At 62.2% G+C, this 14599-nt stretch carries 14 protein-coding genes; 12 read left to right on the forward strand and 2 right to left on the reverse strand.

Going from position 1 to position 14599, the window contains the following annotated elements:
- Positions 1-7 precede the first annotated feature (7 nt).
- Positions 8-370, reverse strand: coding sequence for an ATP-dependent Clp protease adapter ClpS (gene clpS, locus AC1ZV1_RS16665; protein WP_484292680.1), 363 nt, complete (start codon positions 368-370; stop codon positions 8-10).
- A 228-nt stretch (positions 371-598) separates the two neighbouring features.
- Between clpS and cspD the strand changes: the two genes are divergently transcribed.
- On the forward strand, positions 599-874 hold the full coding sequence (gene cspD / locus AC1ZV1_RS16670) for a cold shock domain-containing protein CspD (RefSeq protein WP_045214920.1): 276 nt from the start codon (positions 599-601) through the stop codon (positions 872-874).
- 73 nt (positions 875-947) lie between these two features.
- Here cspD and icd read toward each other — a convergent pair whose 3' ends face one another.
- Entirely contained in the window at positions 948-2201 is a 1254-nt protein-coding gene (gene icd / locus AC1ZV1_RS16675) for an NADP-dependent isocitrate dehydrogenase (protein ID WP_484292681.1), read from the reverse strand.
- Positions 2202-2558: 357 nt separating this feature from the next.
- On the opposite strand from icd, the gene AC1ZV1_RS16680 reads away from it, so the two are divergent.
- The 11 genes from AC1ZV1_RS16680 to AC1ZV1_RS16730 all read left to right on the forward strand — a co-directional run bounded on the left by AC1ZV1_RS16680 (position 2559) and on the right by AC1ZV1_RS16730 (position 14502).
- Positions 2559-4781, forward strand: coding sequence for an NADP-dependent isocitrate dehydrogenase (locus AC1ZV1_RS16680; RefSeq protein WP_484292682.1), 2223 nt, complete (start codon positions 2559-2561; stop codon positions 4779-4781).
- Positions 4782-4891: 110 nt separating this feature from the next.
- Positions 4892-5335, forward strand: a complete 444-nt coding sequence (locus AC1ZV1_RS16685) for an NUDIX hydrolase (RefSeq protein ID WP_484292683.1) — start codon at positions 4892-4894, stop codon at positions 5333-5335.
- Positions 5336-5395: 60 nt separating this feature from the next.
- Positions 5396-6523 (forward strand): tRNA 2-thiouridine(34) synthase MnmA, encoded by a 1128-nt coding sequence (mnmA, locus tag AC1ZV1_RS16690; protein ID WP_484292684.1) that lies wholly within the window; start codon positions 5396-5398, stop codon positions 6521-6523.
- Complete coding sequence (gene hflD / locus AC1ZV1_RS16695; RefSeq protein ID WP_484292685.1) at positions 6520-7140, forward strand: high frequency lysogenization protein HflD; 621 nt, start codon at positions 6520-6522, stop codon at positions 7138-7140. Before mnmA ends, hflD begins: the two co-directional genes overlap by 4 nt.
- Before the next feature lie 95 nt (positions 7141-7235).
- Complete coding sequence (gene purB, locus AC1ZV1_RS16700; RefSeq protein ID WP_484292686.1) at positions 7236-8606, forward strand: adenylosuccinate lyase; 1371 nt, start codon at positions 7236-7238, stop codon at positions 8604-8606.
- Positions 8607-8666: 60 nt separating this feature from the next.
- The gene (locus tag AC1ZV1_RS16705; RefSeq protein ID WP_484292687.1) at positions 8667-9842 is read left to right on the forward strand and encodes a ribosomal protein uL16 3-hydroxylase; all 1176 of its coding nucleotides are present in this window, start codon (positions 8667-8669) and stop codon (positions 9840-9842) included.
- Positions 9835-10263, forward strand: a complete 429-nt coding sequence (locus tag AC1ZV1_RS16710) for a GNAT family N-acetyltransferase (RefSeq protein WP_054909440.1) — start codon at positions 9835-9837, stop codon at positions 10261-10263. The genes AC1ZV1_RS16705 and AC1ZV1_RS16710 overlap by 8 nt, the downstream gene beginning before the upstream one ends.
- Before the next feature lie 21 nt (positions 10264-10284).
- Complete coding sequence (locus AC1ZV1_RS16715; RefSeq protein ID WP_484292688.1) at positions 10285-10911, forward strand: DUF7931 domain-containing protein; 627 nt, start codon at positions 10285-10287, stop codon at positions 10909-10911.
- A complete protein-coding gene (locus AC1ZV1_RS16720; protein ID WP_484292689.1) occupies positions 10908-11723 on the forward strand; it encodes a secretin N-terminal domain-containing protein in 816 nt (271 codons plus the stop codon). The genes AC1ZV1_RS16715 and AC1ZV1_RS16720 overlap by 4 nt, the downstream gene beginning before the upstream one ends.
- Positions 11724-12232: 509 nt before the next feature.
- On the forward strand, positions 12233-13828 hold the full coding sequence (locus AC1ZV1_RS16725; protein WP_024765130.1) for an isocitrate lyase: 1596 nt from the start codon (positions 12233-12235) through the stop codon (positions 13826-13828).
- Between the two features lie 173 nt (positions 13829-14001).
- The gene (locus AC1ZV1_RS16730; RefSeq protein WP_484292690.1) at positions 14002-14502 is read left to right on the forward strand and encodes a DUF4442 domain-containing protein; all 501 of its coding nucleotides are present in this window, start codon (positions 14002-14004) and stop codon (positions 14500-14502) included.
- The last annotated feature ends 97 nt before the right edge of the window (positions 14503-14599 follow it).

Below are 14599 nucleotides of genomic sequence, written 5' to 3' on the forward strand. Positions count from 1 at the left end.
ATCCGCATCAACCTTCTATCTCAATTTCGCACAACAGTGGATGCTGGCTCTCCCTCGCATATTGATTGACCTGCATGGCTTTGGTTTCCGCAACATCGCGGGTAAAGGTCCCGCAGTGCGCCTTGCCCTGGGTATGCACAGTCAACATGACCTTCGTCGCCTGCTCGCGGTTCATGTTGAAGTACAGCTCGAGCACCTCAACCACGAAATCCATCGGGGTGTAATCATCATTGAACATGATGACCCGATACATGGACGGCGCCTTCAGGGCAGGCTTGGCTTCTTCAACCGCCAGCCCCGCGCCGTCGTCTTCCGATGGATCCGGGCGGTCCTGATTGAATGTTAGTCGAATCTGGCTACTTGCATGCATGCTGGAATAAAAGCTTTGCGAGTGGGTGAATGAGTGGGCCGACCGGAGTTTGAATCGCCTCTCAGGCCCAGACGACGCCGCCTTGACTAACGGCAAAAGGGTGTTACAACCAAAGGATACCCCCGGAGGGTATCAGGAGTTCCGGACGCCAGTCTTTAGAAAAAAGGCATAGCGGAATAGTAGTGGATGATACTCCAGCGATGGAGTCCTTTGCAGAGGGATATCAGCATGCTTAGCGGTAAGGTCAAGTGGTTCAACAACGCCAAGGGCTACGGTTTCATCCTGGCTGATGGCCGAGATGAGGACCTGTTTGCTCATTACTCGGCAATCCAGATGGATGGCTACAAGACACTCAAGGCCGGCCAACCCGTCAGTTTCGAGATCCTGCAAGGTCCGAAGGGGTTGCACGCGGTGAACATCCAGCCCGTCAACGCCAATGCATCCACCCCATCCGCGCAGACTGCTCCGAGCAGCGAGGTAGAGAACCTCACGGCGGAAGCCTGATTCGTCAAGGATCAGACGAAACGAAAAAGGCCGGCATTTAGCCGGCCTTTTTCATGGACGAAGAATCACCCAGTTACATCTTGGCGATGATCGCGTCGCCGAACTCGGAGCACGACAGCAGCTTGGCGCCATCCATCAGTCGCTCAAAATCGTAGGTCACGGTCTTGGCGGCGATCGCGCCGTTCACGCCATCGATGATCAGGTCGGCAGCTTCCGGCCAGCCCATGTGGCGCAGCATCATCTCGGCAGAGAGGATCACCGAGCCCGGATTGACCTTGTCCAGTCCTGCATACTTGGGAGCAGTACCATGGGTCGCCTCGAACATGGCCACCGAATCGGACAGGTTGGCCCCCGGCGCGATGCCAATGCCGCCCACTTCCGCCGCCAGGGCATCAGAGAGGTAGTCACCGTTCAGGTTGAGGGTGGCAATGACGTCGTATTCGGCGGGACGCAGCAGGATCTGCTGCAGCATGGCGTCGGCGATCACATCCTTCACCACGATATTCCTGCCAGTAGTGGGGTTCTTGAACTGCATCCACGGACCGCCGTCGAGCAACTGGGCGCCGAACTCGTCGCGGGCCACTTCATAGCCCCAGTCCTTGAACGCACCCTCCGTGAACTTCATGATATTGCCCTTGTGGACGATGGTGACCGAGCTGCGGTCATTGTCCACGGCGTACTGCAGGGCCTTGCGCACCAAGCGCTTGGTGCCTTCCTGGGAAACCGGCTTGATGCCGATGCCGCAGTCGTTGGTGAAGCGGATCTTCTTGACACCCATTTCCTCGGTGAGGAACTTGATGATCTTCTGCGCTTCGGGAGAGCCGGCCTTCCACTCGACGCCGGCATAGATGTCTTCGGAGTTCTCGCGGAAAATCACCATATCCACGTCGCCGGGCTTCTTCACCGGGCTCGGTACGCCTTCGAACCAGCGCACCGGGCGCAGACAGACATAAAGGTCGAGCTGCTGGCGCAATGCCACGTTCAGGGAACGGATGCCTCCCCCCACCGGCGTGGTCAGCGGGCCCTTGATGGAGACGACGTAATCGCGAACGGCATCCAGGGTCTCCTGGGGCAGCCAGGTGTCCTGGTCATAGACCTGCGTGGCCTTTTCGCCGGCGTAGACTTCCATCCATGCGATCTTGCGGTCGCCCTTGTAGGCTTTCTCGACGGCAGCGTCGACGACCTTGATCATGACCGGACTGATATCGACACCGATGCCATCGCCTTCGATGAAGGGAATGATCGGGTTCTTCGGTACATTCAAGGACATGTCGGCGTTGACGGTGATTTTGTCACCGGCCGGCACCTGGATCTTTTGGTATCCCATGCTGAACTCCGCTTTTTGGTTGAAACCCTCTTGCAGCCACTGAGGGTAGCTCACAAGTCGGTAATCGAACCACATCATTCCTTAGTCTAAAAAAGGGACGCGCTTCACCCTGCCTTTAGGGTGGTATACTGGCCGGCATGACTTAATGGTCATCGAGGTCCGAGCAGTCTGGGACCAGACTCTCTCCTCGCAGCGGCGCACGTCCCCACCAGGATCCCGCCGTACAACGCTCTACTGGCGCCCCAATATCCCCGCGGCAAATCTCGAAGGTCGGTCAACCACTTCGTTGAACGCAAGCGTGTACCAACGCGATTCGAGACTCTGTGCGCGCCCAGCAAAGAAGAGAGTTAGAACGAGATGTCCATCCGCTCGAAGATCACCTACACCTTCACCGACGAAGCACCCGCCCTTGCCACCTATTCGCTTCTTCCCATCGTAAAAGCCTTTGCCGCTTCCGCCGGCATCGACGTCGAGACCCGCGACATCTCTCTTTCGGGCCGTATCCTGGCCTCCTTCGCTGACAAGCTCGGCGACAAGGCGATCGAAGACGATCTGGCCTACCTGGCCCAACTGGCCACCGACCCCAAAGCCAACATTATCAAGCTGCCGAACATCTCGGCCTCGGTACCCCAGCTCAAGGGCGCCATCGCCGAACTGCAGAAGCTGGGCTACGCCGTTCCGGACTTCCCGGAAGACCCGCAGACCGACGAAGAAAAAGACACCCGCGCCCGCTACGCCAAGGTACTGGGCAGCGCCGTGAACCCGGTCCTGCGTGAAGGCAACTCCGACCGCCGCGCTCCGGCCGCCGTGAAAGCCTACGCCCGCAAGCACCCGCACAGCATGGGCAAGTGGAGCATGGCCTCGCGCTCCCACGCCGACTACATGCGTGGCGGCGACTTCTTCTCCAGCGAACAGTCGGTCACCATTCCGAAGGCCGGTGAAGTCCGCATCGAATTCGTCGGCAAGGACGGCAAGGTCGAGACCAAGAAGACCCTGAAGATGCAGGACGGCGAAGTCCTCGACAGCATGTTCATGAGCTGCAGCAAACTGCGCGCCTTCTTCGAGAAAACCCTGCAGGACTGCAAGGAAACCGGCGTCATGTGGTCCCTGCACGTCAAGGCCACCATGATGAAGATCTCCCACCCGATCGTCTTCGGCCATGCCGTCACCGTCTACTACAAGGACGTGTTCGAGAAATACGGCCAGCTGTTCGAAGAGCTGGGCGTGAACCCGAACAACGGCATCTCCAGCGTCTATGACAAGATCAAGTCGCTGCCGGCCTCGCAGCAGGAAGAAATCCTGCATGACATCCACGAGGTGTACAGCCACCGCCCGGAAATGGCGATGGTCGACTCGGTCAAAGGCATCACCAACCTGCACATCCCCAGCGACGTGATCGTCGACGCCTCCATGCCGGCCATGATCCGCAACTCGGGTCAGATGTGGGGCAAGGACGGCAAGCAGAAAGACACCAAAGCGGTAATGCCGGAAAGCACCTACGCCCGCATCTACCAGGAAATGATCAACTTCTGCAAAACCAACGGCGCGTTCGACCCGACCACCATGGGCAGCGTACCGAACGTCGGCCTGATGGCGCAGAAGGCCGAGGAGTACGGCTCCCACGACAAGACCTTCGAACTGGAAGCTGACGGCGTGATGCGCGTCGTCGATGCCGACGGCAAGGTCCTGATGCAGCACGAAGTGCAGGCCGGCGACATCTGGCGCGCCTGCCAGACCAAGGACGCCCCGATCCGCGATTGGGTCAAGCTGGCCGTCACACGCGCCCGCGCCTCGAACACCCCGGCCATCTTCTGGCTGGACCCGGAACGCGCCCACGACAACGAGCTGCGCAAGAAGGTCGAGCTGTACCTGAAGGACCACGACCTGACCGGCCTGGACATCAGCATCAAAGGCTACAACGAAGCCATCCGCACCAGCATGGAGCGCCAGATGCGCGGCCTGGACACTATCTCGGTGACCGGCAACGTCCTGCGCGACTACCTGACCGACCTGTTCCCGATCATGGAGCTGGGCACCTCGGCCAAGATGCTGTCCATCGTTCCGCTCATGGCGGGCGGCGGCATGTACGAAACCGGCGCCGGCGGCTCGGCTCCGAAACACGTACAGCAACTGGTGGAAGAGAACTACCTGCGCTGGGATTCCCTGGGCGAGTTCCTGGCCCTGGCCGTCTCCTTCGAAGAAGAAGGCATCAAGACCGACAACGCCAAGGCCAAGGTACTGGGCAAGACCCTGGACATCGCCACCGGCAAGCTGCTCGACAACAACAAGTCGCCGTCGCGCAAGATCGGTGAGATCGACAACCGCGGCAGCCACTTCTACCTGGCCATGTACTGGGCCCAGGCCCTGGCCGAGCAGAACGACGATGCCGAACTGAAGGCTCACTTTGCCTCCCTGGCCAAGACACTGACCGAGAAGGAAGCGGCCATCGTCGCGGAACTGAACGGCGTGCAGGGCAAGCCGGCGGATATCGGCGGCTACTACCGTTCCAACCCGGAGCTGACCAGCCAGGTCATGCGCCCGAGCGCGACCTTCAACGCCGCGATCGACGCACTGGCGTAAACCGTTTCGTGTGACACCAGAACCCCCGGGCCTTCCCGGGGGTTCTGCTTTCCATGCCCGGCAACGTTAAACTCGCGACTTTTCAATCCTCCGAAGGGGAATCCATACCCATGCGCTGGCTAGCACACGTCACCGTCGCCACTATCGTCGAAGACCAGGGCCGCTTCCTGCTCGTGGAAGAAATGTCCGCTGACAAAAAACAGGTCTTCAACCAGCCCGCCGGCCACCTGGAAGCCAACGAAACACTACTCGAGGCCGCCGTGCGCGAAACCCTCGAGGAGACCGGCTGGGACGTGGAGCTGAGCGCCGTCACCGGCATCTACCTGTACACCGCGCCGAGCAACGGCGTGACCTACCAGCGCGTCTGCTTTGCAGCCCGCCCTGTGCGCCACCACCCCGAGCGCGCACTGGACGACGGCATCCTCGGCGCCCGCTGGATGACCCGCGAAGAACTCGCCGCACAGCCTGGGCGCTGGCGCAGCCACCTGGTCCTGCGCTGTATCGACGACTACCTGGAAGGCGAACGCTTCCCGCTGGCGCTGATCCGAGACTGAGCCTCTGCCGCTCGGCTCTGGTAGAATCCCCGCCTTTACCTGCACCCGTGATGCGCCACCATGTCTGACTCCCTGAAAGCCCCGCAGAACACCCGCGTCATCGTCGGCATGTCCGGCGGCGTGGACTCCTCCGTCTCCGCCCTCCTCCTCAAGGAGCAGGGTTACCAGGTGGAAGGCCTGTTCATGAAGAACTGGGAAGAGGACGACGGCACCGAATATTGCACCGCCATGACCGACCTGGCCGACGCCCAGGCGGTCTGCGACCGAATCGGTATCAAACTGCACACCGCCAACTTCGCCGCGGAATACTGGGACAACGTCTTCGAGCACTTCCTCGAGGAGTACAAGGCCGGCCGCACGCCGAATCCGGATATCCTCTGCAACCGCGAGATCAAGTTCAAAGCCTTCCTCGACTACGCCCTCGCCCTGGGCGCAGACCTGATCGCCACCGGCCACTATGTGCGCCGCCGCGACATCGACGGCCGCAGCGAGCTACTCAAGGGTCTGGACCCGAACAAGGACCAGAGCTACTTCCTCCACGCCGTGGGCGGCGAGCAGATCGGCAAGACCCTGTTCCCGGTCGGCGAACTGGAAAAGCCCGAAGTCCGCGCCATCGCCGAGAAATACGGCCTGGCCACCGCGAAGAAGAAGGACTCCACCGGCATCTGCTTCATCGGCGAGCGTCGTTTCAGCGACTTCCTCAAGCAGTACCTGCCGGCCCAGCCGGGCGACATCGAAACCACCGATGGCACCGTCATCGGCAAGCACGTCGGCCTGATGTACCACACCATCGGCCAGCGCCAGGGCCTGGGCATCGGCGGCCTGAAGAATGCCGACGACAGCCCCTGGTACGTACTGGAGAAGGATCTGGCTCGCAACGTCCTGGTCGTTGGCCAGGGCAACGACCACCCATGGCTGTTCTCCCGCGCCCTGCACGCATCGCACATCTATTGGGTCAACCCCATCGACCTGGACCAGCCCAAGGCCCTGCGCGCCAAGGTGCGCTACCGCCAGGCCGACCAGGACTGCGTACTGGAGCGCACCGCGAACGGCTACCGCGCCGTCTTCGACGAGCCGCAGCGCGCCGTGACTCCGGGCCAGTCCGTCGTCTTCTATGACGGCGAGATCTGCCTCGGCGGTGGCGTCATCGAATCCGCTGAACCCGCGTTCGCTAAGGACCGTACATGAGCGATCTGCACGACCAGATCATCGCCCTTTCCGGCGTCTTCGAAGCCGCCGCCCTGGTAGACCGCCTCGCCCGCACCGGGCAGATCCCCGAGGCGCCGCTGGGCTGCATGCTCGGCAGCCTGCTGGTGCGCGACCCGAAAACCACCCTGGACGTCTACGGTGGCGACACCGCCAACCTGCGCGAGGGCTTCCGCGCCCTGGTCAGCGCCCTCGAGCGCGACCCCAACAGCCTGCAGCGCGAACCGCTGCGCTACGCCCTGGCGCTGATCGGCCTGGAACGCCAGTTGAACAAGCGTCCCGACATGCTCGACATCATGGGCACTCGCCTCGACCAGATCCAGCAGCAGGTCCAGCACTTCGGGCTGGTCCACGAGAACGTCATCGCCTCCTGTGCCGGCCTCTACCAGGACACCCTGAGCACCTTCCGCCAGCGTATCCAGGTGCACGGAGACATGCGCCACCTGCAGATCAACGCCAACGCCGCGCGCATCCGCGCCCTCCTGCTGGCCGGCATTCGCTCCGCGCGCCTGTGGCGACAGCTCGGCGGCAACCGCTGGCAGATGCTGTTCGGCCGGCGGAAGATGCTCGACGAGTTGCGCCCTCTGCTGCGCGGCTGAAGCACGCCCTTCCGGTCGCCGCAAGGGCGACCGGTTCGCGCCATTCGTGTATGATGTGCGCCCTTTTCGTTGACCGACAGCTACGAGAACGCCCCATGCAGCTTTCCTCCCTTACCGCGGTATCCCCCGTTGACGGCCGTTACGGCAGCAAGACCAGCGCCCTGCGTCCGATTTTCAGCGAATACGGCCTGATCCGATTCCGCGTCCTGGTGGAGGTCCGCTGGCTCCAGCGTCTCGCCGCCCACGCCGGCATTCCTGAGGTCGCGCCCTTCTCCGCCGAAGCCAACGCCCTGCTGAACCAATTGGCCGATGACTTCCAACTGGAGCACGCGCAGCGCATCAAGGACATCGAGCGCACCACCAACCACGACGTGAAAGCCGTGGAGTACCTGCTCAAGGAGCAAGCCGCCAAGCTGCCGGAACTGGCCAAGGTCAGCGAGTTCATCCACTTCGCCTGCACGTCCGAGGACATCAACAACCTGTCCCACGCCCTGATGCTGCGCGAAGGCCGTGACACCGTGCTGCTGCCGCTGATGCGCCAGATCGCCGACTCCATCCGCGAGCTCGCGGTGAAGTTCGCCGACGTGCCGATGCTCTCGCGCACCCACGGCCAGCCGGCCTCCCCGACCACCTTGGGCAAGGAACTGGCCAACGTTGTCTACCGCCTGGAGCGCCAGATCAAGCAAGTCGCTTCGGTCGAGTTGCTCGGCAAGATCAACGGCGCCGTGGGCAACTACAACGCCCACCTGTCCGCCTACCCGCAAGTGGATTGGGAAGCCAACGCCCGCGCGTTCATCGAAGGCGACCTCGGCCTGAGCTGGAACCCGTACACCACCCAGATCGAGCCGCACGACTACATCGCCGAGCTGTTCGACGCCGTCGCGCGCTTCAACACCATCCTCATCGACTTCGACCGCGACATCTGGGGTTACATCTCCCTGGGCTACTTCAAGCAGAAGACCATCGCTGGCGAGATCGGCTCCTCGACCATGCCGCACAAGGTCAACCCGATCGACTTCGAGAACTCCGAAGGCAACCTGGGTATCGCCAACGCCCTGCTCCAGCACCTGGCCAGCAAACTGCCGATCTCCCGCTGGCAGCGCGACCTGACCGACTCCACCGTGCTGCGCAACCTGGGCGTGGGCTTCGCTCACAGCGTCATCGCCTACGAAGCCAGCCTGAAAGGCATCGGCAAACTGGAGCTGAACGCCGCGCGCATCGCCGACGACCTCGACGCCTGCTGGGAAGTCCTGGCCGAGCCGGTACAGACCGTCATGCGCCGCTACGGCATCGAGAACCCCTACGAGAAGCTCAAGGAGCTGACCCGCGGCAAAGGCATCAGCGCCGATGCCCTGCAGGTGTTCATCGAAGGCCTCGACATGCCGGCGGAAGCCAAGGCCGAGCTGAAGAAACTGACCCCCGCGAACTACATCGGTAACGCTGCCGCCCAGGCCAAGCGCATCTGAGATTCGCCCTGACTTTGCACGCCCGGCTGTGCCGGGCGTTTTTGTTTCAAGGACTTAACCATGAATCCTGCTATTCCTCTTCAGCTTTTGGGCGGCATCAGTGCCGAAGAATTCCTCCGCGATTACTGGCAGAAAAAGCCCCTGCTGGTGCGCCAGGCCATCCCCGACTTCAAAAGCCCGCTGGACCCTGACGAACTGGCCGGCCTCGCCCTCGAAGAGATGATCGAGTCGCGCATCGTCCTCGAGCACGGCGACAGCCCGTGGGAGTTGCGCCGCGGCCCCTTCCAGGAAGACACCTTCAGCCAGATGCCCGAGCGCGACTGGACACTGCTGGTGCAGGCCGTCGACCAGTTCATCCCGGAAGTCGCCGATCTGCTGGAACACTTCAAGTTCCTGCCCAGCTGGCGCATCGACGACGTAATGATCAGCTACGCAGCGCCTGGCGGCGGCGTCGGCCCGCACTTCGACAACTACGACGTATTCCTGCTGCAGGGCCACGGGCACCGCCGCTGGAAAGTCGGCCAGACCTGCGACGCCAACAGCCCGATGCTGCCGCACGCCGACCTGCGTATCCTCGCCGAATTCGAAGAGAGCGCCGACTGGGTGCTGGAGCCCGGCGACATGCTCTACCTGCCGCCGCGCGTGGCCCACTACGGCATCGCCGAAGACGACTGCATGACCTACTCGGTCGGCTTCCGCGCGCCCAGCGCCGCTGAAGTGCTGACCCACTTCACAGACTTCCTTGCGCAGTTCCTCTCCGACGAGGAGCGCTACAGCGACGCCGGCATGACCGCGATGAAAGGCGACTTCGACCAGCACCAGATCCAGCGCGACGCCCTCGATCGCCTGAAGAACCTGCTGCAGGAGCACATGAGCGACGAACGCCTGCTGCTCACCTGGTTCGGCCAGTTCATGACCGAGCCGCGCTACCCGGAACTGGTGGCTGGCGAGGAGATCGAAGAAGACGACCTGACCGCCGCCATCGAAGACGGCGAAGTACTGATCCGCAACCCCAGCGCCCGCATGGCGTGGAGTGAAGTGGATGTCGGTCTGCTGCTGTTCGCCAGCGGTCAGACCGTGGTTCTGCCGGAAAAACTGCGCGACCTGCTCAAGCTGGTGTGCTCGGCGGAGTCGCTGCACGAAGGGAATCTCGGCCAATGGCTGGCCGACGACGATGGGCGTAAGCTCATCGGAGAACTGATCAAACAGGGCAGTCTGGAGTTTGCCGATGAGTAGCAAGATCAGGGTTCGCGTCGCGGACTGGCAGAAGGATAATGCCGACCTGCGGCGCATTCGCGAGGCGGTATTCATCGCCGAGCAATCGGTCCCGCCGGAACTCGAATGGGACGCCGAGGATGTCGAAGCCGTGCACTTCCTGGCTTTCGAAGGCGACTACGCTATCGGCACCGCCCGCCTCCTGCCGGACGGACACATCGGCCGAGTGTCGGTCCTCAAGGACTGGCGCGGCTTGAAAGTCGGCGACCTGCTGATGCGCGCCGCCATCGAGCAGGCTGAGAGCCAGGGCCTGAAACGCCAACTGCTGACGGCCCAGGTCTACGCCATTCCGTTCTACGAACGACTAGGCTTCCAGGTAGCCAGCGGCGAGTTTCTCGACGCCGGCCTCCCCCACGTGGACATGGTGCGCGAAAGCGCCTGAGCAACGACTCGAAGGAGCGACATGGATAACGCCCCGGACCCAGAAGATCTCCCGGTAGAACTGCCGGATATCGAGTTTCAGTCACCGGGGCGTTTTGCCGTCCACAACCCGCCCAGCGAAGCCCTGCCGCCCGAAGCCCTGGAGCCAGCCCCCTTCCGCCTCGGCGAGGGCGATCAGTTGCATCGCTTCAGCAAGCCGGACGACGCCCGCGCCCATGCGCTGGCGCTGATCCAGCAGGCACGCCGCACGCTCTACCTCTACTCCCCCGACCTGGAACCCTGGCTGTATCACCACAGCAGCATTCAGGACGCCTGCACCCAGCTGCTGCTGGGCAATCCGCGCAACCGCCTGATGATTCTGGTGCGCGACAGCACCCGCGCAGTGAAGGAAGGCCATCGCCTGCTCAACCTCAGCCGTCGTCTGTCCAGCTACTGCCAGATCCGCCGGATCAACCCTGACTACCCGAACGAAGAGCACGCTTTCCTCCTTGCCGACGATTACGGCCTGCTGCTGCGCCCAGAGCCCGGCGAATACGCCGGTTATGCGCACTACAACAACGCAGGGCGCGTCCGCCAGTTGATGGCGCAATTTGAACAGACCTGGAACACCAGCGTCCTCGACCCGAACCTGCGGAGTTTCCTGATTTGAGCCGATCCTCACTCGCCCTGATATTCGCCTGCGCAATCAGCGTGTCCGCCGTCGCGGCACCGCGCACCGAGATCATTCCGCTCAACTACCGCACCGCCGAGGATGTATTGCCGGTGGCGCAGCAGGTACTGGGCAACGAGGGCCGGGTCACCGCCTATGGGAACCAGCTCGTGGTGAACGCCGAACTGGCGAAGATCCGCGAACTGCAGCAGGTGATCGAGCAGTTGGATACCCGCCCGCACCAACTACTGATCAGCGTCGATACGCTTGATGGCAGCCAGGGCAGCCAGAGCGGCTACTCGGTGAACGGCTCGGTCAGCGCCGGCAATGTGGAGATCCAGGCAGGCCGCGGCGAAGTGAACGGCCGCGACCAGGTGCGCATCATCAACCGCTCCACCAACAGCCGCGGCGGCGGCACCCAGCAGGTACGCGCCACCGAGGGCTCGCCCGCCTTCATCCAGGTCGGCCAGAGCCAGCCGGTGACCAACGCCGGCGTCGGCCCGTACGGCCAGGTCTACAGCCAGACCGAGTACCGCGACGCCAACCAGGGCATGTACGTGACCGCCAGCCTTACCGGCAACCTCGTGCACATCACCCTGAGCACCCGCAATGACCGCTTCAACAACAACTACCAGGGTTCGATGAACACCAGCTCGGCGGATACCAGCGTCAGCGGACCCATCGGCCAATGGATCGAGATTGGCGGCGTCAGCCAGAGCAACCAGAGCACCCAGAGCGGTTACACCCGCCAATACAGCACCCAGGGCCGCAGCGACAGCAGCCTGCGGGTGAAGGTCGACGTGCTCGACTAAGCCTTCCGTAGGTGACTTATCAGTCCTCGTTAGACCTTCGTGTAGTAGTCCAAAAAAAACACTACAAAACGTTTGACGAACGCTCGTTTGAAAGGGCATGATGGCTTCGCTCCCGCTAACCAGAGGGTCTCAAAGCCCTCCGGACCGAGCCAGTGGCCCACCCGCCGCGCCGGTCCGTGTTGTTAAGCCCACAAGGCGGATCGACGAGGTTGCGACTGGCAAGAGGTTGTCCTGAGGGACGGGGAAGCAAGCCTTAGCAACAGCACGAAGTGACGGATTCAGCCGTCCACCATCGCCCAACGGCTGCCACGAGCCGGCAAGCGATTCTGGATGTCACCGCTGCAGTCACCCGTCTGTACGCCGCTCTACCCCACTCCTTCAGCGTCACTCCTTCATCCGGTCGCACTTTCGCCATCCCGCGGCGAGCAATCCACAGTCAATTCCGTGTATTTACGGGTTTGAGTGGGGAAGTCGGTGCTCAACCACACACATACTTTGAAGGATTGACCATGTCCGCTTATCAAAACGACATCAAAGCCGTTGCCGCTCTGAAAGAGAAAGCCGGCAACAGCTGGAGCGCTATCAACCCCGAATCGGTTGCCCGCATGCGCGCTCAGAACCGCTTCAAGACTGGTCTCGACATCGCCAAGTACACTGCGGCCATCATGCGCAAGGACATGGCCGAGTATGACGCCGACAACTCCGTCTACACCCAGTCCCTGGGCTGCTGGCACGGCTTCATCGGCCAGCAGAAGCTGATCTCGATCAAGAAGCACCTGAAGACCACCAACAAGCGCTACCTCTACCTGTCCGGCTGGATGGTTGCCGCTCTGCGTTCCGACTTCGGCCCGCTGCCCGACCAATCCATGCACGAAAAAACTGCCGTTTCCGGCCTGATCGAAGAGCTGTACACCTTCCTGCGCCAGGCTGACGCCCGCGAACTGGACCTGCTCTTCACCGCCCTGGACAGCGCTCGCGCCGCTGGCGACAAAGCCAAGCAGGACGAAATCCAGGCCCAGATCGACGGCTACGAAACCCACGTAGTACCGATCATCGCCGACATCGACGCCGGCTTCGGCAACCCGGAAGCGACCTACCTGCTGGCCAAGAAAATGATCGAAGCCGGCGCCTGCTGCATCCAGATCGAGAACCAGGTTTCCGATGAGAAGCAGTGCGGCCACCAGGACGGCAAAGTGACCGTCCCGCACGAAGACTTCCTCGCCAAGATCAACGCCGTTCGCTACGCGTTCCTTGAACTGGGTGTCGACGACGGCGTGATCGTCGCCCGTACCGACTCCCTGGGCGCCGGCCTGACCAAGCAGATCGCTGTGACCAAAGAGCCGGGCGACCTGGGCGACCAGTACAACTCCTTCCTGGATTGCGAAGAAGTATCCGCTGCTGAACTGCAGAACGGCGACGTGGTGATCAACCGCGGCGGCAAGCTGCTGCGCCCCAAGCGTCTGGCTTCCAACCTGTTCCAGTTCCGCAAGGGCACCGGCGAAGACCGCTGCGTCCTGGACTGCATCACCTCGCTGCAGAACGGCGCCGACCTGCTGTGGATCGAAACCGAGAAGCCGCACGTTGGCCAGATCAAGGGCATGGTTGACCGCATCCGTCAGGTCATCCCCAACGCCAAGCTGGTTTACAACAACAGCCCGTCGTTCAACTGGACCCTGAACTTCCGCCAGCAGGTGTTCGATGCATTCGTCGCCGAAGGCAAGGACGTTTCCGCCTACGACCGCGCCAAGCTGATGAGCGTCGAGTACGACGAGACCGAACTGGCCCAGGTTGCCGACGAGAAGATCCGCACCTTCCAGCGCGACGGTTCCGCCCACGCCGGCATCTTCCACCACCTGATCACCCTGCCGACCTACCACACTGCCGCTCTGTCGACCGACAACCTGGCCAAGGGCTACTTCGCCGACCAGGGCATGCTGGCCTACGTGAAAGGTGTTCAGCGTCAGGAACTGCGTCAGGGTATCGCCTGCGTCAAGCACCAGAACATGGCTGGCTCGGACATCGGCGACAACCACAAAGAGTACTTCGCTGGCGAAGCCGCTCTGAAAGCCTCGGGTAAAGACAACACCATGAACCAGTTCCACTAAGAACTGGCTCACCAGCCCTTCGGGGCTGGGAGGCACCACAAAACCCCGGCCTCGGCCGGGGTTTTGCTTTTACGCTTGGCCGAACCGCCAGCCATCCCCTCGCTGCCTGCCAAGGGCAGATACATATCGACATGCCAGCTTCGGGCTTCCTTTATATCAATGGAATGCCCCATATGAATGGCCATCCCAAGCGCAACCGCCTCGCCCTCGCCGCCCACCTTATCCAGCGCCTGCCACACCACCTGCACGAACCCCTGCTCAGCCGTCTGTTCTGCTCCCAGGTTCGCTTCGCTGGAACCGCCGGTGTGCGCATACAGCGACTCTCCAGCGATGAAGTGCGCATGAGCCTGGCCAACCACCGACGCGCCCGCAATCACATCGGCGGCATCCACGCTGCCGCAATGGCCCTGCTGGCAGAGTCTGCCAGCGGCTGCATGGTCGGCATGAACCTGCCCGACCACAAGCTGCCGCTGATCAAGAGCCTCAAGGTGGACTATCTGCGCAGGGCCAGCGGCGGCCTGCGCGCCATCGCCACCCTGCAGCCCGAGCAACGGCGCGCCATGCTGGAACTCGAGCGCGGCGAGACTGTGGTGCACGTGACCCTGCTGGATGACTCCGGAGCCGAGCCAATGCGCTGCGAAATGTGCTGGGCATGGGTCGCGAAGAGAAACTGAACCACTCCACTGGAGAGGCGACCAAGGAGATTGCGAAGGGATATTTCGCCGTCACTATTTTGCGAGATAAAAGCCGCGCCGCGTATATGTAGTAAAG

Source organism: Pseudomonas sp. BB438 (assembly GCF_057180225.1).